The organism is Albidovulum inexpectatum, from assembly GCF_002927635.1.
GTDB lineage: Bacteria > Pseudomonadota > Alphaproteobacteria > Rhodobacterales > Rhodobacteraceae > Albidovulum > Albidovulum inexpectatum.
The window spans coordinates 1-22,707 of record NZ_PRDS01000010.1 but is presented as its reverse complement, the minus strand read 5'-3'; the positions used below and the strand labels follow the sequence as shown (position 1 = coordinate 22,707).

24 protein-coding genes and 1 pseudogene are annotated in these 22,707 nt (G+C 66.4%); 8 read left to right on the top strand and 17 right to left on the bottom strand.

All coding sequences use genetic code 11. The annotated features are described in order from the left end of the window. Positions 1-31 precede the first annotated feature (31 nt). The 4 genes from LV82_RS13160 to LV82_RS13145 all read right to left on the bottom strand — a co-directional run bounded on the left by LV82_RS13160 (position 32) and on the right by LV82_RS13145 (position 4,924). Positions 32-1,210, bottom strand: coding sequence for an acetyl-CoA C-acyltransferase family protein (locus LV82_RS13160; RefSeq protein ID WP_104072536.1), 1,179 nt, complete (start codon positions 1,208-1,210; stop codon positions 32-34). 110 nt (positions 1,211-1,320) lie between these two features. Then, complete coding sequence (locus LV82_RS13155; protein ID WP_104072428.1) at positions 1,321-2,061, bottom strand: metallophosphoesterase family protein; 741 nt, start codon at positions 2,059-2,061, stop codon at positions 1,321-1,323. 63 nt (positions 2,062-2,124) lie between these two features. Then, the gene (serA, locus tag LV82_RS13150) at positions 2,125-3,720 is read right to left on the bottom strand and encodes a phosphoglycerate dehydrogenase (RefSeq protein WP_104072427.1); all 1,596 of its coding nucleotides are present in this window, start codon (positions 3,718-3,720) and stop codon (positions 2,125-2,127) included. A 46-nt stretch (positions 3,721-3,766) separates the two neighbouring features. Further along, positions 3,767-4,924, bottom strand: a complete 1,158-nt coding sequence (locus LV82_RS13145) for a phosphoserine transaminase (protein WP_104072425.1) — start codon at positions 4,922-4,924, stop codon at positions 3,767-3,769. Positions 4,925-5,079: 155 nt separating this feature from the next. Between LV82_RS13145 and serB the strand changes: the two genes are divergently transcribed. Further along, complete coding sequence (serB, locus tag LV82_RS13140; protein ID WP_104072423.1) at positions 5,080-5,952, top strand: phosphoserine phosphatase SerB; 873 nt, start codon at positions 5,080-5,082, stop codon at positions 5,950-5,952. Positions 5,953-6,178: 226 nt separating this feature from the next. Here the strand turns inward: serB and LV82_RS13135 are convergent, their stop codons facing one another. The 4 genes from LV82_RS13135 to LV82_RS13120 all read right to left on the bottom strand — a co-directional run bounded on the left by LV82_RS13135 (position 6,179) and on the right by LV82_RS13120 (position 9,630). Then, the gene (locus tag LV82_RS13135) at positions 6,179-7,420 is read right to left on the bottom strand and encodes a saccharopine dehydrogenase family protein (protein WP_104072421.1); all 1,242 of its coding nucleotides are present in this window, start codon (positions 7,418-7,420) and stop codon (positions 6,179-6,181) included. Positions 7,421-7,472: 52 nt separating this feature from the next. After that, positions 7,473-8,567 (bottom strand): carboxynorspermidine decarboxylase, encoded by a 1,095-nt coding sequence (gene nspC / locus LV82_RS13130; RefSeq protein WP_104072419.1) that lies wholly within the window; start codon positions 8,565-8,567, stop codon positions 7,473-7,475. Between the two features lie 86 nt (positions 8,568-8,653). Beyond that, positions 8,654-9,343, bottom strand: coding sequence for a winged helix-turn-helix domain-containing protein (locus tag LV82_RS13125; RefSeq protein ID WP_104072534.1), 690 nt, complete (start codon positions 9,341-9,343; stop codon positions 8,654-8,656). 44 nt (positions 9,344-9,387) lie between these two features. Further along, a complete protein-coding gene (locus LV82_RS13120) occupies positions 9,388-9,630 on the bottom strand; it encodes a hypothetical protein (protein ID WP_104072417.1) in 243 nt (80 codons plus the stop codon). 189 nt (positions 9,631-9,819) lie between these two features. On the opposite strand from LV82_RS13120, the gene LV82_RS13115 reads away from it, so the two are divergent. The 3 genes from LV82_RS13115 (at position 9,820) to LV82_RS13105 (ending at position 12,307) form a co-directional block, all read left to right on the top strand. Continuing rightward, positions 9,820-10,326, top strand: a complete 507-nt coding sequence (locus LV82_RS13115; protein ID WP_104072415.1) for a hypothetical protein — start codon at positions 9,820-9,822, stop codon at positions 10,324-10,326. A 146-nt stretch (positions 10,327-10,472) separates the two neighbouring features. Continuing rightward, positions 10,473-11,108 (top strand): ribonuclease HII, encoded by a 636-nt coding sequence (locus tag LV82_RS13110; RefSeq protein ID WP_104072413.1) that lies wholly within the window; start codon positions 10,473-10,475, stop codon positions 11,106-11,108. A gap of 89 nt (positions 11,109-11,197) precedes the next feature. Then, positions 11,198-12,307, top strand: a complete 1,110-nt coding sequence (locus tag LV82_RS13105; protein ID WP_104072411.1) for a site-specific DNA-methyltransferase — start codon at positions 11,198-11,200, stop codon at positions 12,305-12,307. A gap of 141 nt (positions 12,308-12,448) precedes the next feature. On the opposite strand, the gene LV82_RS13100 is transcribed toward LV82_RS13105, so the two are convergent. Next, the gene (locus LV82_RS13100; protein ID WP_104072532.1) at positions 12,449-13,606 is read right to left on the bottom strand and encodes an alkane 1-monooxygenase; all 1,158 of its coding nucleotides are present in this window, start codon (positions 13,604-13,606) and stop codon (positions 12,449-12,451) included. Between the two features lie 62 nt (positions 13,607-13,668). Next, the gene (locus LV82_RS13095) at positions 13,669-14,736 is read right to left on the bottom strand and encodes an A/G-specific adenine glycosylase (protein ID WP_104072530.1); all 1,068 of its coding nucleotides are present in this window, start codon (positions 14,734-14,736) and stop codon (positions 13,669-13,671) included. A 118-nt stretch (positions 14,737-14,854) separates the two neighbouring features. On the opposite strand from LV82_RS13095, the gene LV82_RS13090 reads away from it, so the two are divergent. From LV82_RS13090 to LV82_RS13080, 3 genes are read left to right on the top strand one after another with little or no spacing between them, the layout of a single operon-like run. After that, entirely contained in the window at positions 14,855-15,364 is a 510-nt protein-coding gene (locus tag LV82_RS13090) for a DUF721 domain-containing protein (protein ID WP_104072409.1), read from the top strand. Positions 15,365-15,368: 4 nt separating this feature from the next. Beyond that, a complete protein-coding gene (locus LV82_RS13085) occupies positions 15,369-16,052 on the top strand; it encodes a DsbA family protein (protein ID WP_104072407.1) in 684 nt (227 codons plus the stop codon). Beyond that, positions 16,049-17,191, top strand: a complete 1,143-nt coding sequence (locus tag LV82_RS13080) for a CaiB/BaiF CoA transferase family protein (RefSeq protein WP_104072405.1) — start codon at positions 16,049-16,051, stop codon at positions 17,189-17,191. Before LV82_RS13085 ends, LV82_RS13080 begins: the two co-directional genes overlap by 4 nt. Here the strand turns inward: LV82_RS13080 and lpxK are convergent. The 7 genes from lpxK to LV82_RS13045 all read right to left on the bottom strand — a co-directional run bounded on the left by lpxK (position 17,188) and on the right by LV82_RS13045 (position 21,911). Beyond that, positions 17,188-18,180, bottom strand: a complete 993-nt coding sequence (gene lpxK, locus LV82_RS13075; RefSeq protein ID WP_104072403.1) for a tetraacyldisaccharide 4'-kinase — start codon at positions 18,178-18,180, stop codon at positions 17,188-17,190. The genes LV82_RS13080 and lpxK overlap by 4 nt on opposite strands. Next, positions 18,180-19,403 (bottom strand): 3-deoxy-D-manno-octulosonic acid transferase, encoded by a 1,224-nt coding sequence (locus tag LV82_RS13070; protein ID WP_104072401.1) that lies wholly within the window; start codon positions 19,401-19,403, stop codon positions 18,180-18,182. Before LV82_RS13070 ends, lpxK begins: the two co-directional genes overlap by 1 nt. Positions 19,404-19,418: 15 nt before the next feature. Then, positions 19,419-19,664: a DUF4170 domain-containing protein gene (locus LV82_RS13065; protein WP_104072528.1), complete on the bottom strand. Its 246-nt coding sequence runs from the start codon at positions 19,662-19,664 to the stop codon at positions 19,419-19,421. An 86-nt stretch (positions 19,665-19,750) separates the two neighbouring features. After that, the gene (locus LV82_RS13060) at positions 19,751-19,903 is read right to left on the bottom strand and encodes a Trm112 family protein (RefSeq protein ID WP_104072527.1); all 153 of its coding nucleotides are present in this window, start codon (positions 19,901-19,903) and stop codon (positions 19,751-19,753) included. A gap of 26 nt (positions 19,904-19,929) precedes the next feature. Next, complete coding sequence (locus LV82_RS13055) at positions 19,930-20,568, bottom strand: LON peptidase substrate-binding domain-containing protein (RefSeq protein ID WP_104072399.1); 639 nt, start codon at positions 20,566-20,568, stop codon at positions 19,930-19,932. A 19-nt stretch (positions 20,569-20,587) separates the two neighbouring features. Continuing rightward, positions 20,588-21,496: a thioredoxin family protein gene (locus LV82_RS13050; RefSeq protein WP_104072397.1), complete on the bottom strand. Its 909-nt coding sequence runs from the start codon at positions 21,494-21,496 to the stop codon at positions 20,588-20,590. Between the two features lie 85 nt (positions 21,497-21,581). Next, entirely contained in the window at positions 21,582-21,911 is a 330-nt protein-coding gene (locus LV82_RS13045; RefSeq protein ID WP_104072396.1) for a hypothetical protein, read from the bottom strand. A gap of 236 nt (positions 21,912-22,147) precedes the next feature. Between LV82_RS13045 and LV82_RS15170 the strand changes: the two are divergent. Then, positions 22,148-22,707 (top strand): annotated as a pseudogene (locus LV82_RS15170) (IS6 family transposase); the annotation flags it as partial.

Below are 22,707 nucleotides of genomic sequence, written 5' to 3'. Positions count from 1 at the left end.
GCCGCCCCCGGAAGGCGCGGCCCGCCGCGCGTCAGATCCGTTCGATGGCGATCGCGATGCCCTGCCCGCCACCGATGCACATCGTGATCAGGCCATGACGCCCGCCGGTGCGCTCCAGCTCGTACAGAGCCTTGACCGTCAGGATCGCGCCGGTCGCGCCGACCGGATGGCCCAGTGCGATTGCACCGCCATTGGGATTGACGCGCTCGGGGTCCAGCCCCAGGGCGCGGGTCACGGCGATGGCCTGCGCGGCAAAGGCCTCGTTCGATTCGATCACGTCGAAATCCGAGGCCGACAGGCCCGTGCGCTTCAGCAGCGATTCCACCGCGGGGACCGGGCCGATGCCCATCACATCGGGGCGAACACCCGCATGGGCATAGCCCAGCACCCGCGCGCGCGGCGTCAATCCGCGTGCCGCCGCGGCCGAGGCGCGCGCAAGGACCAGCGCCGCCGCGCCATCATTGATGCCGCTGGCATTGCCCGCCGTCACGGTTCCATCCTTCTGGAAGACGGGTCGCAGGGCGGCCAGCGCCTCGGCGCTGGTTTCCTTGGGATGCTCGTCGGTGTCGAAGACGATCGCGCCCTTGCGGGTCGAGATCTCGACCGGCACGATCTGGTCGCGAAAGCGTCCCTCGGCGATGGCGCGGGCCGCGCGGCGCTGGCTTTCCAGCGCGAAGGCGTCCTGATCCTCGCGCGAGATCCCGTGTTCCCGTGCGACATTCTCGGCCGTCACGCCCATATGCCCCGTGCCAAAGGGGCAGGTCAGCGCCCCGGTCATCATGTCCACGGCGCGCGTGTCGCCCATCTTCTGGCCGAAACGCGCCGTCTGGATCGCATGAGGCGAGCGGCTCATGGCCTCGGCCCCGCCGGCAACGGCGAAGTCGGCATCGCCCAGCATCAGGCTCTGGACGGCCGAGACGATGGCCTGCGCGCCCGATCCGCACAGCCGGTTGACGTTCATCGCCGGGGTCGTTTCGGGAATGCCCGCCTGCATCGCGGCCACGCGCGACAGGTACATGTCGCGCGGCTCGGTATTGATGACATGGCCAAAGACGACATGGCCGATCTGGCCCGGCTCGACGCCCGCGCGTTCCAGCGCCGCGCGGCTGGCCGCGGTCGCCGTGTCGATCGGCGCCATGCCCGCAAGCGTGCCGCCAAAGGTCCCGATCGCCGTTCGGGCGCCGGACAGGATCACGATATCGTCGGTCATTTGCCCCTCCTTGCCGCCCATCCGGGCGGATTTCCCTGACTTTCGGACAGGCTACGCCCCGCGCGGCGGTGTTGCCAGAGCAAACGCGCCGCGACGTGACGGCACGGCGTTCAGGTCGCCGGGGCCAGTTCGATCCTGCCTTCGGGGGTCAGGATGAAGGCGCGCCGTTCCTCGAACACCGCCGCGGTCAGCGCCCGGCCATAGCCCGCGCCGCTGTCCAGATTGACGCGATTGCCGTGATGTTCGGGCGCGTCGACCGCCGTATGGCCGTGGACGACCAGAACGCCGTGATCCCCGGTCCAGTCGAGGAAGGGACGGCGGATCCACAGAAGGTCGTCCTCGACCTGATCTTCCAGCGGGATGCCGGGACGAATGCCCGCATGAACGAACAGGACCTCGCCCATGAGCGCCCGTGACGGCAATGCGCGCAGAAAGTGCAGGTGGCGTTCGGGCACGCGGGCCCGGGCCTCTTCGTGCAGGTCGTGCAACAGGCGCTCGCCCGCGCCCGGCACGCCGTAAGAAGCCAGCGTCGCATCGCCGCCAAGCCGCGGATGGGTCCAGTGCAGATCGGCGCGCAGGCCGGGATCCTGGTGATCCGGATCGGACATGAACCCGGTGAACATCCGGTCGTGGTTTCCCTTCAGAACGATCCACGGCGCGCCCGCCTCGATCCCGCGGATCAGATAGTCCACGACACCCGCCGAATCCGGCCCGCGATCGACCAGATCGCCCAGATGCACGACGGGCGCAGAGCTGTCGCCAACCCGCGCCCGGTCCTCTTCGATCAGGCGATGCGCCTGCTCCAGCTTGTCCAGATGGCCGTGAATGTCGCCGATCGCATAGGTCCGCATCCGGGTCCGCCCCCTGTTGTCCGGGCGGACCCTAGCGCGGCACGATGACGCCACGCAACCGGTTCAGGCGACGTCGAATTCCAGCGGCTGGACCTGATGGAACCTGCCCGTGGCACGCAGCGCGTCCAGCACGGCGGGATCGGCCGGCTTGTCGAGATACAGCAGGGCGATCGCATCGCCACCCGGCGCCGCGCGGCCAAGGGTGAAGTTGGCGATGTTCACGCCCGCCTCGCCCAGCGTCTGGCCCAGTGTGCCAATGATGCCGGGCACGTCCTCGTTGGTGGTATAGAGCATGTGCGCGCCGATCTCGGCATCGATATTGATGCCCTTGATCTGGATGAAGCGCGGCTTGCCATCCGAGAAGACCGTGCCGGCGATCGACCGTTCGCGGCCATCGGTGACGACGGTCAGCTTGATATAGCCTTCGAATGCGCCGCTCTTTTCCTGGTGCGTGGTCGAGATCCTGATGCCGCGCTCGCGCGCCACGATCGGGGCCGACACCATGTTCACATCCGGGTTGACCACCTTCATCAGTCCCGCGATGGCCGCGCAGTTCAGCGCCTCGAGATTCATGCCCGCGACGACACCGTCATACAGGATGTTGACGGCGGTGATCGGCTCTTGCGTCATCTGGCCGGCAAAGGCGCCCAGATGCTGGGCAAGCTTCAGCCACGGGCCCATCACCGCGGCCTCCTCGGCCGTGACCGACGGCATGTTCAGCGCGTTCTGCACCGCCCCGGTCAGCAGATAGTCCGACATCTGCTCGGCCACCTGGATGGCGACGTTTTCCTGCGCCTCGGTGGTCGAGGCGCCCAGATGCGGCGTGACGACGACATTCGGCAGGCCGAAAAGCGGGCTGTCGGTGGCCGGCTCCTTCTCGAACACGTCGAAGGCGGCGCCGGCGACATGGCCCGATTTCAGCGCCTCGGCCAGCGCGGCCTCGTCCACCAGGCCGCCACGTGCACAGTTGATGATCCGCACACCCTTCTTGGTCTTGGCGATCGCCTCGGCCGACAGGATGTTGCGCGTCTTTTCGGTCAGCGGCACATGCAGCGTGATGAAATCGGCCCGGGCCAGAAGCTCGTCCAGATCGACCTTGGTCACGCCCAGCTTCTGGGCGCGTTCCTCGGACAGATAGGGGTCATAGGCGATGACCTTCATGTGCAGGCCAAGCGCCCGGTCGCAGACGATCGAGCCGATATTGCCCACGCCGATGACGCCCAGAGTCTTGTTGAACAGCTCGACCCCCATGAAGCGGTTCTTTTCCCACTTGCCCTGATGGGTCGAGACGCTGGCCTCGGGCAGCTGGCGGGCGACGGCGAACATCATGGCGATCGCATGTTCGGCCGTCGTCACCGCGTTGCCGAACGGCGTGTTCATCACGATCACGCCACGGCGCGAGGCCGCGGGCACGTCGATATTGTCCACGCCGATGCCGGCGCGGCCGATCACCTTCAGCCGGCTTGCCCGCTCCAGCAGCTTTTCGGTCACCTTGGTGGCCGAGCGGATCGCCAGGCCGTCATAATCGCCGATCACCTCCAGCAGGCGATCCTTGTCCTTGCCCAGATCGGGCATGTAATCGACCTCGATCCCGCGATCGCGGAAGATCTGGACGGCGGTTTCCGACAGCTTGTCGGACACGAGAACACGGGGTGCCATTGTCGTGGCTCCTTGATTGGGATGGATTGCGATGTCGGGGGCGCCGTCAGGCCGCTTCGGCCTGCGCGGCAAGTTCCTGTTCGAAGGCCCATTCGATCCATGGCATCAGGGCCTCGACATCCGATGTCTCGACGGTCGAGCCGCACCAGATGCGCAGACCCGGAGGCGCATCGCGATAGGCGCCGATATCGAAGGCCACGCCTTCCTTCTCCAGCCGCTTCGCGACGGCCTTGGCAAAGGCGGCGCCGTCCCTGATGCGCGGATCGGTGAATTTCAGGCAGACGCTTGTGGTCGAGGCCGTCGCCGGGTCCTCGGCGAGATTCGCGATCCAGTCACGGCTTGCGACGAAATCGGCCACCACGCCGGCATTGGCATTGGCGCGCGCGATCAGGGCAGGAAGCCCGCCGATGGACTTCGCCCATTTCAGCGCGACCAGGTAATCCTCGACGCACAGCATGGACGGCGTGTTGATCGTCTCGCCGCGGAAGATGCCCTCGATCAGCTTGCCGCCCTTGGTCAGGCGGAAGATCTTCGGCAGGGGCCAGGCGGGGCTGTAGCTCTCCAGCCGCTCGACGGCGCGCGGCGACAGAATCAGGACGCCATGCGCGCCCTCGCCGCCCATCACCTTCTGCCAGCTGAAGGTCACGACATCCAGCCGCTCCCAGGGCAGGTCCATGGCGAAGACCGCGCTGGTGGCGTCGCAGATCGTCAGGCCCTGGCGATCGGCCGGGATCAGAGCGCCCGAAGGGACACGCACGCCGCTGGTGGTGCCGTTCCAGGTGAACACGACGTCATTGTCGAAATCGACCCTGGCGAAATCGACGATCTGGCCATAGGGCGCGCGATGCACATTGGCGTCGAGCCTGAGCTGCTTGACCGCATCGGTCACCCAGCCCTCGCCAAAGCTTTCCCAGGCCAGCATATCGACCTTGCGCTGGCCAAGCAGGTTCCACATCGCCATCTCGACCGCGCCGGTATCCGAGGCCGGAACGATGCCGATGCGGTAATCGGCCGGCACGCCCAGGATCTCGCGCGTCAGGTCGATGGCCTCGGCGAGTTTCGCCTTGCCCAGCGCCGAGCGATGCGAACGGCCCAGCGGCGCGTCCGACAGCATGTCCAGGGTAAATCCGGGGATCTTGGCACAGGGGCCAGAAGAAAAGCGCGGATTGGCCGGCCGCGCGGCCGGGATCGTCTGATCTGTCATGGTATCCTTCCAGATATGCGCCCCTCGTTGGGGAGGGGTGTCCCGCCGATGGGCATATGACCATGCGCGCTCTGGCACAAGCCGGAAAACTGCTTTAAGTCGGCGCATCGGATATCAATTGCGACCCGTCCCGACCACTATCGGAAACTTTCTTCATGTTCGTTGCCACCCTGCTTGCCAATCCTGCCCGCGCGGATCTCGACCGCGCGACCGTCGAAGCCCTGCGAGACGCCTGGGGGGGCGGCCATGCGCGCTGGCTCAATCCCGGCATCGCCGCGGAATTCGATATCGACCGGCTGCCCGAGAACCGCTGGCAGGTCTGGGAAGGGCTGCAGGGCATCGGCATCGATCTTGTGGTGCAACCGGCCGAAGGGCGCCGCAAGCGGATGCTGCTGGCGGACATGGATTCGACCATGATCGGGCAGGAATGCATCGACGAACTGGCCGACATGGCGGGCGTCGGGCCGCGCGTGGCGCAGATCACCGCCCGGGCGATGAACGGCGAACTGAACTTCGAGGAAGCGCTGCTGGAGCGCGTGGGCCTGCTGCGCGGCCTGCCGGAAAGCGTGATTTCGGATGTGCTGCGCGAGCGCATCACCCTGACGCCCGGCGGACGCGAGCTGATCGCGACGATGAAGGCCAATGGCGGCTATGCGGCCCTGGTTTCGGGCGGGTTCACGGCGTTCACCGAAGCGGTTGCGCGCGCGCTGGGCTTCGATGAACACCGTGCCAACGTCCTGCTGGCCAGGGAGGGGCGCCTGACCGGCGATGTCGCGCGCCCGATCCTTGGGCGTGAGGCCAAGGTGCAGGCCCTGCACGACATCACCGCACGGCTGGGTCTGACGCCCGACGACGTGATCGCCGTGGGCGACGGGGCAAACGACCTGGGGATGCTGGGCCTTGCCGGTACGGGGGTCGCGCTACATGCCAAGCCTTCGGTTGCCGCGCAGTGCGATGTGCGCATCAACCACGGCGACCTGACCGCCCTGCTGTACCTGCAGGGCTATGCTGTTACGGAATTCGCCTGAAAGGCGCCCGCCGCGCCCATGGCAGCGGGATCGGGCAGCTTGGCGGGTCCGGTACAATGCGCCCTGCCTCACACAGCCCCGGCCGGACCGGCATGGGGTCTTCAATGGCTGGGGGGCGTCAGGAAGCGGCTGACGGGCGCAGGCCTTCGGCGATGCCGCCGGGTCAAAGCGAAACGCCCGACCCTTTCGGGCCGGGCGTCGCAGACTGGCTTGCGGCGACAGTGGGTCAGGCGAAATCCACCGGACGGTCGCCCTGTTCGTCCTTGACCCGGGTCGGCAGGCCGATCCGGTTCAGCAGGCTGATGAAGGGCTTGGGGTCCAGATCCTCGACATTGACCATCTTGCCCACATCCCAGGTGCCGTTGGCGACCAGGATCGCCGCGGCCACCGGCGGAACGCCCGCGGTATAGGAAATGCCCTGGCTGCCGACTTCCTCATAGGCTTCCTTGTGGTCGGCCACGTTGTAGATGAAGACCTCGGCGGGCTTGCCATCCTTCGTACCCTTGACCAGATCGCCGATGCAGGTCTTGCCGGTATAGTTCGGCGCAAGGCTGGCGGGATCGGGCAGACAGGCCTTGACGACCTTCAGCGGCACGACCTCCTGACCCTCGGCGGTCCTGACGGGCTGTTCGGACAGCAATCCGATATTCTTCAGCACCGTGAAGACGTTGATGTAATGGTCCGAGAATCCCATCCAAAAACGCACATCGGCATTTGGATAGCGCTGGGACAGCGAATGGATCTCGTCATGGCCGGTCATATAGGCCTTCTGCTTGCCCACCACCGGCAGATCCCATTCGCGGCCGATCTCGAACATCTTGTTGGCCTGCCACTGGCCGTTCTGCCACGACCAGACCGTGCCCGTGAATTCGCGGAAGTTGATCTCGGGGTCGAAATTGGTGGCAAAATACTTGCCGTGGCTGCCGGCATTGATGTCCACGATGTCGATCGATTCGATCGTGTCGAGGAATTCGTCCTCGGCCAGCCGCGCATAGGCGTTCACCACGCCCGGGTCGAAGCCCACGCCCAGGATGGCCGTCACGCCGGCCTTTTCGCAATCCTCGCGCCGCTTCCATTCGTAGTTCGCATACCACGGCGGGGTTTCGCAGATCTTGTCGGGCTCTTCGTGGATCGCGGTGTCCATATAGGCCGCGCCGGTGCGGATGCAGGCTTCGAGCACATGGCGGTTGACGAAGGCCGAACCCACGTTGATCACGATCTGCGCGCCCGTCGCCTTGATCAGGTCGGCCACTGCGGTCGCGTCGGTCGCATCGACCTGATGCGATTCGAACGTGCCCGGCACCTTCATTGCGCCCTTCTCGCGGACGCTGTCGATGATCGCATCGCATTTCGCCTTGGTGCGGCTGGCGATATGCAGGTCGCCCAGAACGTCGTTGTTCTGCGCGCATTTGTGCGCGACGACCTGCGCCACGCCGCCCGCGCCGATGATGAGCACGTTCTTTTTCACTTCGGCTGTCTCCTTTCGTCAGAGGCCAGTTGAAGGAGAGCGCAAGCTGCGCTCACGACAGGCTCGAGGCATAATCCTCGTAGCCGAAATCTCGCACCAGACGGATGCTGCCGTCCAGTTCCCGGATCGCGATGGCCGGCATCTTGACGCCGTTGAACCAGTTCTTCTTGACCATCGTATAGCCCGCGGCGTCCTGAATCGAGATCCGGTCGCCGACCTGCAGCGGGCGTTCGAAGCGCGCATCGCCGAAGACGTCGCCGGCCAGGCAGGACTTGCCGCAGATCTGGTATTCGTGATCGCCCGTCCGGGGCAGCTTGGCCTGCTCGCGGTAGATCAGAAGATCCAGCATATGCGCCTCGATCGAGGAATCGACGATCGCCAGATCCTTGCCGTTGTTGAGCAGGTCCAGCACCGTGACTTCCAGCGTCGTGGTGTTGGTGATCGCGGCCTCGCCCGGTTCCAGATAGACCTGGACGCCGAACTTCTCGGCGAAGGCCTTCAGCCGCGCGGCCAGGTCATCGACCGGATAGCCTTCGCCGGTGAAGTGGATGCCGCCGCCCAGGCTGACCCATTGCACGCGCTCCAAGAGGCGGCCGAATTCGCGTTCGATCCGGCCCAGCTGTTCGTCGAACAGGCCGAAATCGCGGTTCTCGCAATTGTAGTGGATCATGAAACCGGTAATGCGGTCCATCACGGTCTCGATCTTGCCGACGTCCCATTCGCCCAGGCGCGAAAAGGGCCGGGCGGGATCGGCAAGGTCGAAGCCGCTGGTCGAGAAGCGCGGGTTGAGCCGCAGGCCGCGCTGGATGCCGGCCGAGGCCGCCTCGAACCGGGTCAGCTGACCGATCGAGTTGAAGATGATCTTGTCGGCATAGGACACCGCTTCGTCGATCTCGTGATCGGCCCAGGCCACGGAATAGGCATGCGTTTCACCGCCGAACTTCTCGCGCCCAAGGCGCAGTTCGAACAGCGAGGACGACGTCGTGCCATCCATGTGTTCGCGCATCAGGTCGAAGACCGACCAGGTTGCGAAACACTTCAACGCCAGCAGCGTCTTCGCCCCCGACCCTTCGCGCAGCCGGTCCATGACCTGCATGTTGCGCAACAGCTTCGACTTGTCGATCAGATAGTAGGGCGTCTGGATCACGGGCGTCCCCCCACCGGTCAGGTTGAAGGCTGCATATAGCCACCCCGGACCGCGCGCGCAAGGGCGCCGACCGCGGCGGCGGGGCGTCAGATCATGCGGATCTTCTCGGGCTCGACGGCCAGGACATAGCCGCGCCGGGCGATGTTGCGCACCAGAAGCTCGGACACGATCTGGTTGCCCAGCGCATCGCGCAGGCGCTTGATCCGCATGGCGCCCGCGGCCTCGTCGCAATCGGCCGGATCCTTGCCCGAGATGACGGCCTCGATCTCGGCCCCCGACATGATGTCGCCGTCCAGACGCGCCTCGGCCAGGACCGAGAGCGTCTCGATCGCGGCGGGCGTCAGGCGAAAGGCCATGTCATTCAGCATGACCGAGTTTTCCTCGCGGCTGATCATCAGCGACGAGACGCGAATCCCCTGACGTTCGATTTCCTCCATGCGGCGGTTCAGAACGGCGATCGTGACCAGGAAGATGATCGCCGCCACCATCAGCGCCACGGCAAAGACCAGCAGGACGAAGATGATCATCCGGTAACTGGCAAGAACCTCGGAAAAGGCGGTGCCGGATTGGGCAAGGATCTCCAGCAGGCGGATCTGCTCGGCCGTGCGCAAGGCGTCATTCTCGACGAAGATCCGCTCGACCCTCTCGTTGAAGGCGTTGGCATCGGGCAGCGACAGGAACAGCATGACCGCCGCCGCGGCCAGGATCGCCACGATGGCCACGACGCCCCAGACCACGACGCGATTGCCGTCCAGGGCCGTTCGGATACGGTCCATCCTTGCCTTTCGGGTGTCGCTCACGCGGCCCTCGCTGCCTGTCGTCACTTGTCGGGCAGGATGGACACGATGGAAAGCAGCGTCCAGCCCTGTTTCGCAAGCTGCGGCGCCAATGCGCGGGCCGCCGCCTTCTTGTCGGCGCAGGCCTTCTCGGGCAGCGTCGCGGTGCCAAAGCTCAGGCGCAGCGGATTGTCCTGCTTGGCCTTGTATTCGACGCGGCAATCGGCCAGCGCCGGGCCAGCCAGCGCGATCGCGATCAGGGCGGATATCAGACGATGCGTTTTCATGCCCCGAAGATGCGCCGGCGCGGGCCGCTAATCAATAACCAGCGGCGCATGGCGCGCACCGTTCGTCTGTTATCGGCTAGCAACCCGGCGTTATTGTGCTGCCGCGCGCTGTGGCCGCAGGGTCGGGTCATCAAAGGCGGGCGCCACACATCCAGCGAGAGCCCCCGCCCCCAGAACGGGAGAGACCCGATGAAACGCATGATGATTTCCGCCCTTGCCGCAATCGCCGTCGCGATGGCCGGTCTTGCCCCCGCACCGGCCCTGTCGGCCGACAGGAACCAGGAGGCCTTGGGCGTGCTACTGGGCGCGGCGGCAATCGGCCTGTTGATCAACGAGATCAGCAAGGACAACGACAAGAAGAAGGTTTCGAAATCCGGCTCGACGCAAACCCGACGGCTGGACGATTGGAAAACCGAATCTCACCGCGACAAGCGGCCCGGTCGGTACCACCCGCGTGCCATTCCGGCGGCCTGTGTCTTTCCGGTCGGCGGGCGCGATGTCGTCTCGGCGCGCTGCATGGAGGAATTCGGCGTCCGCAGCCACCTGCCGGACGGATGCGGTTTCAAGATCAGAACTCGCTGGGGCAAGCGCACGGTCTATGACACGCGCTGCCTGCGCAATTATGGCTTCCGCTTCGACAGGCATGCCCGCCATGGCCACGATTCCCACCGGCACAAGCATGACCGCGACGATTGATCGGGCGGCATGAAAAGGAACCGGATCGAGCAGTCGGCGCCAACGCATGCGCCGTGACCTGAGGGCGGGCATTGCCCGCCCCTCTTTTTTGACGCAGGCGATGAATCGTACTTGCACCCGCGTCGAAGGGCGGCAATCTGCCTGCCATGCGTACCCGACCAGACCTGTCCATGGAATTCGAGGCCCTGGGCCAGGGCATTGCCCGGATCGTCGGCGTGGACGAGGCCGGTCGCGGCCCGCTTTGTGGCCCTGTCGTCGCCGCGGCCGTGCGCCTGGACCCCGCCCGCCTGCCCGATGGGCTGAACGATTCGAAAAAGCTGACGGCCCGGCGCCGTGAAACCCTGTTCGACCAGATCATGGCCTGTGCCGAGGTCGGCATCGGCGAGGCCAGCGTCGCCGAGATCGACGAGCTGAACATCCTGCGGGCCAGCCATCTGGCGATGTGCCGCGCGATTGGCGCGCTGCCGGCGCCACCGGATCTGGCCCTGATCGATGGCAACATGATTCCCCGCGAACTGCCCTGCCCGGGACGGGCGGTGGTGAAGGGCGATGCGCTGTCGCTGTCGATCGCGGCGGCCTCGATCGTGGCCAAGGTGTGGCGCGATCGCATCATGCACGATCTTGCCCGCCGCCATCCGGGCTATGGCTGGGAACGCAACGCGGGCTATCCCACGAAGGACCACCTTCGGGCGCTCCAAGATCTTGGGGTCACCCCACATCATAGACGTTCCTTCGCCCCCGTACACAAGATGTTGTGCCAAGCGAAAAGTGTAACCCCTTGATTCAAAAAAGAAATTGACGCGGAATCCGCTGGGCGGCATCCTGCCTGCATAACAAGACCGGCACAGAGAGGCCGGAACATGAGGCAGTGATGAAAAAAGAAACCACCAGAACCGAGCTTCCGCTGAACCGGATTCTCGGCGGCGACTGCATCGAGGTGATGCGCGCGCTTCCCGCCGAGAGTGTCGACCTGATCTTTGCCGATCCGCCCTACAACCTGCAGCTTCGCGGCGAATTGCATCGCCCCGACAACAGCCGCGTGGATGCGGTGGACGATGCGTGGGACCAGTTCGACAGCTTCAGGGCCTATGACGACTTCACCCGCGAATGGCTGGCCGCCGCGCGCAGGCTGCTCAAGCCCGACGGGGCGATCTGGGTCATCGGCTCGTATCACAACATCTTCCGTCTGGGCGCCGAACTTCAGAACCAGGGCTTCTGGATCCTGAACGACGTGATCTGGCGCAAGTCCAACCCGATGCCGAACTTCCGCGGCAAGCGCTTTACCAACGCGCACGAAACGCTGATCTGGGCGTCGAAAAGCGAAAACAGCCGCTATACCTTCAATTACGAGGCGCTCAAGGCGCTGAACGAGGGCGTCCAGATGCGGTCGGACTGGGTGATCCCGATCTGCACCGGGTCCGAGCGGCTGAAGAACGAACGCGGCGAAAAGGCCCACCCGACGCAAAAGCCCGAAGCCCTTCTGCACCGCATCCTGATCGGGACGACCAATCCGGGCGACGTGGTGCTGGACCCGTTCTTCGGCACCGGAACGACGGGCGCCGTAGCGCGCATGCTGGGCCGCAACTATGTCGGAATCGAGCGCGAGGCCGAATATCGCGAGATCGCCGAGCGGCGGCTGGAGAAGGTCCGCCCCCTGCCCGCGGATGTGCTGGAGGTTTCTACCTCGAAACGCGCCGAACCCCGCGTCCCCTTCGGCCAGCTGGTTGAGCGGGGACTTCTGCGCCCGGGCGAGGAGCTCTATTCGCTTGGCAACCGCTTCCGCGCCAAGGTGCGCGCGGACGGGACGCTGGTGGGCAAGGACGTCAAGGGCTCGATCCACAAGGTCGGAGCCCAGCTGGAAGGCGCGCCATCCTGCAACGGCTGGACCTACTGGCACTTCAAGCGTGACGGCAAGCTGGTCCCGATCGACATGCTGCGCCAGCAGATCCGCGCCGAGATGAGCGGCGCGCGCCCGAACTGACCGGATATCGCGGGCATCCATCGAACCGCCGGTGCCCACCCGCCCGCGCCGCGAAAGGCGCGGAGCGCGCGCGTGGGCACGAACTGACCCCGCCGGCCCAGGTCCGGCGGGGATTTTTGATGCCTTTTTGATGCCGCGGCCTCAGACCGAACCGCGCGGCATAGGCAATGTGCCGCGATTGTAGTCGCTCCAGTCCGTGATGTCGGGATAGTGACGGCGCCGCCATTCCCGCACCCGCGGATTCATCTTGCGCCGCCACAGGGGCGGGATCATCGCCAGCGCCGTCATCGCGGGATACCCCATGGGAAGCTGCGGCGCCTCGTCCTCGGGATAGGTCTGCAACAGGGGAAACCGCCGGTCCGGCTTGTAGTGATGATCGGAATGGCGCTGCAGGTTGATCAAGAGCCAGTTCGTGACCTTGTGATCGGCATTCCACGAATGTCGCGGCAGGACATGCTCGTAGCGGCCATCGCCCAGATGACGCCGGGTCAGGCCGTAATGCTCGACGTAGTTCACCAGCTCCAGCTGCCAGATCGCGACAAGGGCCTGCCATGAGAACAGCGCCAGCCCCTGCCAGCCACCCAGGCCGAAGGCCAGGCCCAGCGCGACCAGCTGAAGGATCGCGTAACGCCAGAAAGGGTTCGATCGGTGCCAGACCGGCCGGCCCGCGCGGGCCAGCTTCATCCTTTCGGCCCGCCAGGCCGATCGCGGACAGTCGCGCAGCACGCGAAGGAAGGCCCGATGGAAGCCTTCGTTGTAGCGCGCCGTCACCGCATCGCGCGGTGTCCCGACATAGCGGTGATGCACCAGGAGATGCTCGGTGCGGAAATGACTGTACAGGACCGTGGCAAGCAGCAGGTCGCCCAGCCAGCGCTCCAGCCGGTTGCGCTGATGCATCAGCTCATGCGCATAGGTGATGCCGATGGAGCCCGAGATGACACCGACTCCGAAGAACAGACCGATCTTTTCGGCCGTGCCCAGATGGGCGGCGCGCGGCACGTACCAGATCAGCCCGTAGAGAACCGCGGCCTGAATCGGAAACCACAGCAGCGTGATCAGCCGATGCCAGAACAATTCGCGTTCGGGCGTTTGCGGATCGGCATTGAAGGTATCGTGCCCGGCAAGCGCATCCAGGATCGTCGTGCCGATCCAGCCATAGATCGGCAGCAACAGAACCGTCCATCCGCCATAAGCCGCGCCTGCCACGGCCAGCGGCACCATGAGCAGGGAAATCCAGAAGGGCGCGGCGGCCTTTATGCCCCCGGCGCGCCGCGACGATGTGGCGGTGATGTCCGACATGGGCTTGCCTCTGCCTTGATCCGTCATGCCTGCCCGCAGATTAGGCGCCCGGGCCTTCGTGCTCAATGACCTTCGAATCCACCGGCCAAGGCATGCGCATGGACCTTGCGCATCACGGTGGGCAGATCGGCCGGGCGAAAGTGGTCGGACGCGATGAATTCACCACGCTCCGGGTTGGCCCCGGCAGGCAGTTCGGCCACCATCACCGACAGGGCCAGATGGAAATGGGTGAAGGTGTGACGCACTTCGCCGGGAACGGCGCGCCATTCGGCCCGGGCGGGCGGGGCAGGACGTGCGGGCGAGACGGTCCATTCCGTGCCCGGCCAACCCAGCATGCCGCCCAGCAGCCCGCGCGCGGGCCGACGTTCCAGCAGCCATGCGCCATCGGCGCGGCGCCCGACATAGGCGATGCCGCGCCGGACGGGCTTGGCCGCCTTCGGCGCCTTTCGCGGCAGGTCGGCGGCGATCCCCCGGGCATGGCCGCCGCACAACGCCCGAAGCGGACAGGCGTCACAGTCGGGATTGCGCGGCGTGCAGATCGTGGCGCCCAGATCCATCATCGCCTGCGTGTGGTCCCCGGGCCGGTCGCCGGGAACCAGTGCGGCGGCCAGCGACCCGATCCGCGCCCGCGCAGCCGGCAGGGGCTCGGCAACCGCGAAGAGCCGCGCCACGACCCGCTCGACATTGCCGTCGACCGCGCATTCGGGCAGGTCGAACGCGATCGCCGCGATGGCCGCCGCCGTATAGGGGCCGATCCCGGGCAGGGCCTGCAGCCCGGCGCGGCTTCGGGGGAACTGCCCGTCAAGGTCGCGGGCCACGATCCGCGCACAGGCCAAAAGATTTCGCGCCCGGGCGTAATAGCCAAGCCCGGCCCATTCGGCCATCACCTCGGCATCGGGCGCGGCGGCCAGCGCGGCCACGTCCGGCCAGCGTTCGACGAAACGCAGGAAGCGGTCGCGCACCGCCGCCACGGTGGTCTGCTGAAGCATGACCTCTGACAGCCAAACGCGATAGGGATCGGGACGCAGGCCCGCCCGCGCCGCATCCGGCCCGGTCCGCCAGGGCAGATCGCGTGCATTGGCGTCATACCAGGCCAGAAGGGTTGCGGCGATGCGCCGTTCGTGCGTCATGGCCCGAAGCATCCGTGTTGGGGGCATCCGTGTTGACGTGGATGGTGGGCAAACCCCACCTTTGGCTCTAGGATGATCATGCCAGGATCAAGGACAGGAAAAGGGCGTGAACGCAACCATGACCGAACGACGCGGGCGGGGCTTCGTGCCGGCCGGGGGGCTGCTGCGCAAGCGTATCCGCGCCGTCGGCGAGTCCCGCGGCTTTGCCGTGTCCCGCCTGCTGACCCATTGGCCCGAGATCGTGGGTGAAGACATCGCCGCCATGGCCGTGCCGGTGCGCATTTCCTATGGCCGCGAAGGAATGGGCGGCACGCTGACCCTGCTGACCACGGGCGCGCAGGCGCCAATCCTGCAGATGCGTCTGCCCCAGATCCGCGAGCGGGTGAACGCCTGTTACGGCTACAACGCGGTCTCGCGCATCACGGTGACCCAGACCGCGCCCACTGGCTTTGCCGAGGGCCAGGTGGCCTTCGCGCCCCGGCCCAAGGCCGACGAAACCCCGCCCGACCCCGAAATCCGGCTCACGGCGCGAACACTTTCGGGTGAGGTCCAGGACCCGACCCTGCGGGCCGCGCTTGAAGCGCTGGCCGAAAAGGTCTTATCTCGCTCACGCAACAACAAGGGTTGAGCCTATGTCGAAAACCTCCATGATCGCCGCCGGTGCCGCGCTTGCCGTGCTTGCCGGTATCGGGCTGTCGGCCAACCGGGCCGGAACGCCGCTGACGCAAGGCTTCTCGACCGCCGCACTCGCGCAGGAAGCCACCCCCAGCGCCGAGGCCCAGCGCGTGCCAGACATGGTGCTGGGCGTTGCCGAGGCGCCCGTGGAAGTGATCGAATACGCATCGTTCACCTGCCCGCATTGCGCACATTTCCACGAAACGGTCTTTGACGACCTCAAGCGCGACTATATCGACACCGGCAAGGTGCGCTTCGTCTATCGCGAGGTCTATTTCGACCGGTTCGGCCTGTGGGCCGCGGCCGTCGCGCGCTGTGCGGGGCCCGAGAAGTATTTCGCCGTGGCCGACATGATCTATGACACCCAGAAGGAATGGATCGGCGACGGGACACCCGCCACCATCGCCGACAATCTGCGCAAGATCGGCATCAAGGCCGGGATGACGGCCGAACAGGTCGATGCCTGCCTGCGCGACGAGGACCAGATGAAGGCGATGATCGCCACCTATCAGGCCAATGCCACGCGGGACGGCATCAACTCGACCCCGTCATTCGTCATCGACGGAACGAAATATTCCAACATGTCCTATGCCGATTTCTCGGCCATCCTGGACGAGAAGCTGGCGGAAAAGGCCGAATGACGCCACTTTCGGGCCTGCGCGTGATCGAGCTGGCCCGGATCCTGGCCGGTCCGTGGGCCGGCCAGACGCTTGCCGATCTGGGCGCCGAGGTCATCAAGGTCGAATCTCCCGAAGGCGACGACACGCGCCGCTGGGGTCCCCCCTTCGTCGAACGCGAAGGCGACCGCTCGGCCGCCTATTTCCACGCCTGCAATCGCGGCAAGAAATCCGTAACCGCGGATTTCCGCACGCCCGAAGGCCAGGCTTTCGTGCGCGAACTGGTCCGCGACGCCGATGTGGTGATCGAAAACTTCAAGGTCGGCGGGCTCAGGAAATACGGGCTGGACCATGACAGCCTGATGAAACTCAATCCCCGGCTGATCTACTGTTCGATCACCGGGTTCGGCCAGACCGGACCCTATGCGCCGCGCGCGGGCTATGACTTCATCATCCAGGGCATGTCCGGCCTGATGAGCGTGACGGGCGAGCCGGATCGTCAGCCCCAGAAGGTCGGCGTCGCGGTGACCGACATCTTCACCGGCATCTATGCCGCCACCGCGATCCTGGCCGCACTGCATCAACGTAACCGTACCGGACGCGGTCAGCATATCGACATGGCCCTGTTCGACGTGGCCACCGCGATCATGGCGAACCAGGCCATGAACTACCTCGTCTCGGGCAAGCCGCCCTCGCGCATGGGCAATGCGCACCCCAATATCGTGCCCTATTCGGTGTTCGATTGCGCGGATGGCTGGATCATCATCGCCACGGGCAACGATGCGCAATATCGCCGGCTGTGCGAGCTGCTGGACCTGGCCGCGCTGGCCACCGACCCGCGCTTTGCCACCAATGCCGACCGCGTCGCGAACCGCGAAGAGCTGACGGCCCTGATCACCGACGCCACGCGCCAGCGCAGGCGCGACGAACTTCTGTCGGCGTGCGAGGCCGCGGGAATTCCCGCAGGTCCGATCAACGACATGCGCGACGTCTTTGCCGATCCGCAGATCGCGGCCCGCGCCATGCGGATCGCGCCCGAGGGCATTCCCGGCGTCCGCTCGCCCTTCCGGTTCTCGGAGGCCGAGCTTTCCCTGAACCGTGCCTCGCCACGGCTTGGCAGTCACGATGCCGAATTCAAGAGCAGTCGAAAGAAGTCGGATTAAAGCCCCAGCCGCTCCAGCGCGGCATCAAGGGCGGACCAGTCGTCGATCTCCAGCCGGACGGGCAGGGTCAACACCTTGGGGCGGAATTCGGCGGGCAGCCTGGCCGCGTCCTTCTCCGTCGTGACCAATTGCGCGCCGATCGCCTCGGCATCGGCCTCGAGCCTGCGCAGCAATGCGGGTGCCAGCGGCTGGTGATCATCCAGCGACACGCTGCGCACGATCCGCGCGCCCAGATCCCGCAGCGTGGCAAAGAATTTCTCGGGGTGACCGATCCCAGCGAAGGCCAGAACCGGCAGGTCCTGCCAATCCATCCCGGTCTGCAAAGGGCGCAGCCGGCCCGTCAGGTGCGGGCAGGGCAACGCGCATCCCCACTGGGCAACGAATCTGCGCTGGGCGTCCTCGTCGCCGATGGACAGCACGAAATCCGCGCGCGCCAGACCCACGGGAACTGGCTCGCGCAGCGGCCCCGCGGGCAGGCACAGCCCATTGCCGAAGCCGCGCGCGGCATCCACCACGACGATTGACAGATCCTTGTGCACCGAGGGGTTCTGGAACCCGTCGTCCAGAAGTATGGCCTGCGCGCCCGCATCCTGTGCCATGCGCACGCCAGCGGCGCGGTCGCGCGCGACCCAGGTCGGGGCGAATCCCGCCAAGAGCAGGGGCTCGTCGCCGCATTCGCCGGCCGAGTGCCGCCGCTCGTCCACCCGCACCGGTCCCGTCAGGCGGCCGCCATGACCGCGGCTGACGACATGGGCCGCGATCCCGCGCTGCGCCAGGCGCTGGACAAGCGCGATGACGGTCGGGGTCTTGCCGGTGCCGCCCGCATTCAGGTTTCCGATACAGATGACGGGGACATCCGCCCGCAGCGCCGCTTCCCGGGACAGACGGCGCGCCGTCGCCCGCGCATAAAGACGCCCCAGCGGGGACAACAGCCGTGCCGTCAGCCCGGGATGCGCCGCATCACGATACCAGAAAGCGGGCGGACGCATCAGACAACCTCCGTCCGGGGCCGGGCCTCGATCAGATCGAGGACGGCGCGGGCCACGCGCTCGGCCACTTCGGCCCCGCCCGAGGACACCGCCCAGGCATTATGCGCCAGGATCGCGGCACGATCAGGTGCCATCATGTCGGTCACGGCGCGCGCGAGCTCCTCGGCCTGGTCCACCATCCGGGTGGCGCGCGCCTCGATCAGCCGGGCATAGGCCTCGGGATAGGCACCGAAATGCGGACCATGCAGGATCGCCGAGCCAAAAGCGGCGGGCTCGAAGGGAGAACGCCCGGCACCTTCGGCCAGCAGCGTTCCGCCCATGAAGGTCACCGGGGCCAGGCGGTACCACAGGCCCAGATCGGCCTCGTCGGCCGCGACCAGGATCTGCACGTCCCGGGCCGGTTCCTCGCCCTTGTCCCACTCGGCGACGATCCAGCCCTGAGCCCGCAGATTTGCGGCCAGGAGGGGCGCACGCGCGGGCGTATCCGGCACGACGACCAGCAGCGTGCGGTGCGCAAACCGCAGCGCTTCGGCATGCGCGGCGATGACCGCGGGCTCTTCGCCCTGCGGGCAGGATGCCGCCAGCCAGACGGGGCGCGCGCTGGTCAGTTCCGCCAGCCATTCACGATCGGAGTCCTTGCAAGGCAACGGATCGGTCGTTTCCTCGATCCGCCCTGCCACTTCCACAGGCGCCTGCGGACCAAGAAGACGGCGCAGCCGCTCGGCGCTCTCGGGATCGCGCGCGAGGATCCGATCGATCCGCGAGAGCAGGGCCCGCGCCATTCCCCGACGCCAGAATCGATCTTCCGCGGCCCCGATCGCGGCATCGGCCAGAAGAATCGGGATTCCACGCCGATGCGTCTCGACGATCAGCGCGGGCGGCAGTTCCGTTTCCGTCAGGACAAGGGCATCGGGCCGCCAATGCCGCAGGAATGCGCGAAGATCCGCAATCCGGTCCGGCGGCAGCAGGTCGAACAAGGTTCCGTCGGGAAAATCGTCAAGCTCCGGCGCGGCACCCTCTTGGCCCGTGACCAGAATGGCGGGCGGATCGTCCCGCGCCGTGATGCGAAGCGCCAGTTGCGCCAGCCGGCGCGGCGTTCCGCTTCCACCAGGATGCAGCCAGATCAACCGCTCGCCGGGCCGTTCCGGTCGTGCTGCCACGCTCCGCGCCGCCCCGCGCCGGGCGGCGATCAGATACAGGGCAAGCGCGGGCGACCAGCTCATCCTGCACCGGGGCGATCAGTCGCCCAGCTCCTCGGTCGGGCCGGCCTCGCGCTCTTCGTCGCGCAGGCGATGCAGATGCGCGATGAAATAGCGCGTATGGGCGTCGTCCACGGTGCGCTGGGCCTCGGCCTTCCAGGCGTTATAGGCCTCCTGGTAGTTCGGGAAGATGCCCACGATGTGGATGTTCCTGGGATCCTTGAAGACGTTTTTCGACGGATCGACAAGCTCGCCGCCAAAGACGAGATGAAGGCGCTGTGCCATGAAGATCTCCGTTGCGTGGAAAGGGGTGTTCATGCTGCGCGGACCCTATGCGATCGCGCCGTCGGGCTCAAGCATCGCTGGGCGGCTCAGTCCAGCGCGCGCGCCTCGCTGACCAGCATGATCGGGATGCCCCCGCGGATCGGAAAGGCCAGCCGCGCCGCGCGTGAAACCAGTTCCTGCCGTTCGGCGTCATAGGTCAGCGGGCCGTGGGTGACCGGGCAGACCAGGGCCTCGAGCATCCTGCGATCGAATCGGATTTCCTCGCTCACTGGACGATCTCCTCGCCTCCGCCCCGCAGGGCGAATTCCATCAGCGTCTCCAGCATCCTGCGCCTTTCGCCAAGGGTTGCGGCCTCCAGCAGGGCCTGCTTGTCCTCGGGCTCGAAGGGGCTGAGCATGGCCAGCGAATTGATCAGCATCTCGTCATCGGCCTCGCGCAGGCTGTCCCAGTCGGCGCGCATGTCATGCGCCGCGAAATAGCGCGACAACAGGCGCAGGAACTGCTCGCGATCAAAGTCGGGGTCCTCCTCCGCGCCGGCAAGATCGGTTGCGAAGTCGTCCCAGCTGACCTCGCCCGACAGATAGGGGGCGAAGCCCGACACTTCGCGCATCAGCCTGAAGCGCGATATCCCGGTCAGGGTTATCATGTAACGCCCGTCATCGGTCTCGCTGAAGGCCGTGACCCGCCCCGCCCCGCCGATCCGGGCCAGTTGCGGCTGGCCTTCGGGGCCCGGCCGGGGCTGGATCATGCCGATCAGCCGGTGCGGGGTCTTCAGCACATCCTCGAGCATCGCCAGATAGCGCGGCTCGAAGATCTGCAGCGGCAGACGCATGCGCGGCAACAGGATCGCCCCCGGCAAGGGGAAAAGCGGGATCTTGTCCGGCAGGCCGCCGCGCAGTCTCATGCCTTGCCCTCGCGCAAGATCAGGCAAACAGCATCGAGGCCAGCTTGCGCCGCCCCTTCAGCACGATCGGATCGGTTGGCTTGCGCGCGTCGAAGATGGTGAACAGCTGCTTGCGCGCCGCGCCGTCATTCCAGTCGGGCGCACGGCGATGAAGCTCCAGCAGAGTGTCCACCGCTTCCTCGACCCTGCCTGCCGCGTGCAGGGCCAGCGCCAGGTCGAAGCGGGCCTGATGGTCGTTCGGATCGGCCTCGACCGTCTGGCTGAGCTCGGCGATCGGTCCCGCATTCCGGGCCTGTTGCGCCAGTTCGATCTGGGCGCGCGCGGCCTCGATCTCGGCGCTCGACGCGATTTCGGCGGGAACGGCGGCCAGAAGCTGTTCGGCCTGCTCGGTGTTGCCGGCGGCCAGATGCGCCCGGATCAGGCCGCCATAGGCCGCGGCGTTCTTCGGGTCTTCGGCCAGGATGGCCGCAAAGGTTTCGGCCGCGTCGACGGCTGCGCCCTCGGTCAGCATCTGCTCGGCGACCTCGATGGCCTCGCCCAGCCCACCGTCACCGGCCAGCGCCGCGACGCGATCGACGAACGCCTTGACCTCGGATGCGGGCAACGCACCCTGAAAGCCATCAACCGGACGCCCTTGCCAGAAGGCATAGACCGTCGGGATCGACTGGATGCGCAGCTGTCCGGCCAGCATCTGGTTTTCGTCCACATTGACCTTGGCCATGCGGACCTTTCCCTTGGCCGCGACGACCGCGGCCTCCAGGGCCGGGCCCAGTGCCTTGCACGGGCCACACCACGGCGCCCAGAAATCGACGATCACGGGCACTTCCTGGCTGGCCTCGATGACCGCCTTCATGAATTCGGCCTCGGTCACGTCGCGCACCAGATCGCCCGCCTGCGCCGAAGGCTGTTTCTGTCCCAGTTCGAGCATGTCTGCCCCCGTGTGAATGTCAGTCGCAATCTATATGAGTGCGCAGGCGCGCGACTCCAAGCCCCCCCGGACGGGGCAGCCCGGATCAGTCGTAGAACGGCGTCACCTGCGCGACGATGACCGCGTTCTCGCGCAGGGCACGATCCATCAGCGCGCGTTCCTCGGGCGGGATTTCTTCGCCGCGCGCCTCGCGTTCCTCGATCGTGCCGTGGCCGGTGACATCCAGCGGCGCCATGTCGGCCTGCCGCAGGATCGCGACCGTCTCGCGCACGGCCTCGGCCTCGTCCACGCCGCTGGCATAGCACATCAGCGCCGCGCCGGTCGCGCCATCCGGCAGGCCGTCGCCCTTCTTCCGTCCGACCTGAACCAGCAGGGTATAGACCTGCTGGCGCGAAGGTTTCTTTTGCTTTTCCATACCGTGGCCCTTAGCCGGGGGCCGGTCATTGGTCAAGCTTGGCAGCTGGACGCTGTTCCCGGATGCCGTGTCGCTTTTTGACGCGCCCGGGCCCTTCGTCCGGTCAGACTGGTCACGAAAAGGCGGCGGAGGACATCATGACGAAACGCGGCCGCTGCCTGTGCGGTGAAACCCGCTGGGAGTTTGACAGGCTCTGTCAGGTTGACGAGGCGTGGTCTGGCGCCTGGCAGGTCTGGATGATCACCATCGAAGCTCCCTCGCTCGAAGGGTACCGCTTCCCGCGCTCAATCATCGCTTATGCAGTCTGGGCGTATCACGGGTTTGCCTTCAGCTTGCGCGATGTCGAGGGCCTGTTGGCAGAGCAGGGCGTGCAGTCAGCTGCGAGACGATCCGAGCCTGGGTTGCCCGCTTCGGGCCGCAGTTTGCCGCATGTATCCGGCGGGTGTATCCGGCGGGATCGGCCCGGCGCGGCGGACAAGCGGCATCTCGATGGGGTGGTGATCTCGATTCGCGGCCGGAAGCATTGGCTCTGGCCGCTGTCGACGCCAGGGGCGATACAGGGGAGATCCTCGTGCAGAGTCGCCGGAATGCCAAAGCGGCCAAATGGTTCCTGCGCAAGCTGATGCGCCGCTGGGGACCGCCGCGCGTGCTGGTCACCGACAAGCTGCCCAGCTACGGCGTGGCCCGACTCACGCTTTGCACGAGCGCCGATCACCGGGCCCACAAGGGTGACCACAAGGGGGTTGAACAATCGGGCCGAGGCATCGCACCGACACACCCGACGGCGAGAGAAGAT

Excerpts from the sequence above, each read along its gene's own strand:
- LV82_RS13045 (WP_104072396.1), bottom strand. The coding sequence starts at position 21,911 with ATGGAAAAGCAAAAGAAACCTTCGCGCCAGCAGGTCTATACCCTGCTG.
- LV82_RS13160 (WP_104072536.1), bottom strand. The coding sequence starts at position 1,210 with ATGACCGACGATATCGTGATCCTGTCCGGCGCCCGAACGGCGATCGGG.
- serB (WP_104072423.1), top strand. The coding sequence starts at position 5,080 with ATGTTCGTTGCCACCCTGCTTGCCAATCCTGCCCGCGCGGATCTCGAC.
- LV82_RS13060 (WP_104072527.1), bottom strand. The coding sequence starts at position 19,903 with ATGCTCGAGGCCCTGGTCTGCCCGGTCACCCACGGCCCGCTGACCTAT.
- LV82_RS13105 (WP_104072411.1), top strand. The coding sequence starts at position 11,198 with ATGAAAAAAGAAACCACCAGAACCGAGCTTCCGCTGAACCGGATTCTC.
- LV82_RS13085 (WP_104072407.1), top strand. The coding sequence starts at position 15,369 with ATGTCGAAAACCTCCATGATCGCCGCCGGTGCCGCGCTTGCCGTGCTT.
- LV82_RS13110 (WP_104072413.1), top strand. The coding sequence starts at position 10,473 with ATGCGTACCCGACCAGACCTGTCCATGGAATTCGAGGCCCTGGGCCAG.
- LV82_RS13145 (WP_104072425.1), bottom strand. The coding sequence starts at position 4,924 with ATGACAGATCAGACGATCCCGGCCGCGCGGCCGGCCAATCCGCGCTTT.
- lpxK (WP_104072403.1), bottom strand. The coding sequence starts at position 18,180 with ATGCGTCCGCCCGCTTTCTGGTATCGTGATGCGGCGCATCCCGGGCTG.
- LV82_RS13065 (WP_104072528.1), bottom strand. The coding sequence starts at position 19,664 with ATGGCACAGCGCCTTCATCTCGTCTTTGGCGGCGAGCTTGTCGATCCG.
- serA (WP_104072427.1), bottom strand. The coding sequence starts at position 3,720 with ATGGCACCCCGTGTTCTCGTGTCCGACAAGCTGTCGGAAACCGCCGTC.
- LV82_RS13120 (WP_104072417.1), bottom strand. The coding sequence starts at position 9,630 with ATGAAAACGCATCGTCTGATATCCGCCCTGATCGCGATCGCGCTGGCT.
- LV82_RS13115 (WP_104072415.1), top strand. The coding sequence starts at position 9,820 with ATGAAACGCATGATGATTTCCGCCCTTGCCGCAATCGCCGTCGCGATG.
- LV82_RS13100 (WP_104072532.1), bottom strand. The coding sequence starts at position 13,606 with ATGTCGGACATCACCGCCACATCGTCGCGGCGCGCCGGGGGCATAAAG.
- LV82_RS13090 (WP_104072409.1), top strand. The coding sequence starts at position 14,855 with ATGACCGAACGACGCGGGCGGGGCTTCGTGCCGGCCGGGGGGCTGCTG.
- LV82_RS13080 (WP_104072405.1), top strand. The coding sequence starts at position 16,049 with ATGACGCCACTTTCGGGCCTGCGCGTGATCGAGCTGGCCCGGATCCTG.
- LV82_RS13125 (WP_104072534.1), bottom strand. The coding sequence starts at position 9,343 with ATGGACCGTATCCGAACGGCCCTGGACGGCAATCGCGTCGTGGTCTGG.
- LV82_RS13050 (WP_104072397.1), bottom strand. The coding sequence starts at position 21,496 with ATGCTCGAACTGGGACAGAAACAGCCTTCGGCGCAGGCGGGCGATCTG.
- LV82_RS13155 (WP_104072428.1), bottom strand. The coding sequence starts at position 2,061 with ATGCGGACCTATGCGATCGGCGACATTCACGGCCATCTGGACAAGCTG.
- LV82_RS13055 (WP_104072399.1), bottom strand. The coding sequence starts at position 20,568 with ATGAGACTGCGCGGCGGCCTGCCGGACAAGATCCCGCTTTTCCCCTTG.
- LV82_RS13070 (WP_104072401.1), bottom strand. The coding sequence starts at position 19,403 with ATGAGCTGGTCGCCCGCGCTTGCCCTGTATCTGATCGCCGCCCGGCGC.
- LV82_RS13095 (WP_104072530.1), bottom strand. The coding sequence starts at position 14,736 with ATGACGCACGAACGGCGCATCGCCGCAACCCTTCTGGCCTGGTATGAC.